The organism is Campylobacter sp. 2018MI34, from assembly GCF_016598975.1.
In the GTDB taxonomy this organism is placed as follows: Bacteria; Campylobacterota; Campylobacteria; order Campylobacterales; family Campylobacteraceae; genus Campylobacter_D.
The window spans coordinates 1-398 of sequence record NZ_JAENKS010000235.1 but is presented as its reverse complement, the minus strand read 5'-3'; the positions used below and the strand labels follow the sequence as shown (position 1 = coordinate 398).

Here is a 398-nt window from a genome sequence, read left to right as displayed (position 1 = left end):
TAATATAGGTTAGTCAACTACAGGGAGATAAAGATGACTGTTTTACGCGAAAATCTTGTGATGGATTTACATTATGCGTCCGAAACCACCTTCGGCGAGAAAGTTGCCAAACTGACCGTCGTTCTGCGTGACAACACTACCGGAACGGAGGTTCACACCAGCACCTTAGTGCGCGAGGGAGAAGGTGAAAGTGCGGTATACACCGTAGGTTATCAGAACATCAGCAACGCAACCGACCCGCTGCTGCTAACGCTGGAAGCGTATTTCCGCACCGCAGACAAGGCGATGTTCGATAAGCTGATGACCAGAGTGGATACGCTGTTTACCTCTGATTTGAACTCTAACAGCACCTGGATGGGTCAATACGGTCTGCGTATCGTTTCCAGCGCGATGGTAGA

1 protein-coding gene is annotated in these 398 nt (G+C 49.5%); it reads left to right on the top strand.

Going from position 1 to position 398, the window contains the following annotated elements; all coding sequences use genetic code 11:
- Positions 1 to 33 precede the first annotated feature (33 nt).
- Positions 34 to 398, top strand: a 365-nt coding sequence (locus JG676_RS08605; RefSeq protein ID WP_200217982.1) for a hypothetical protein, incomplete at its 3' end; no start/stop codon positions are given.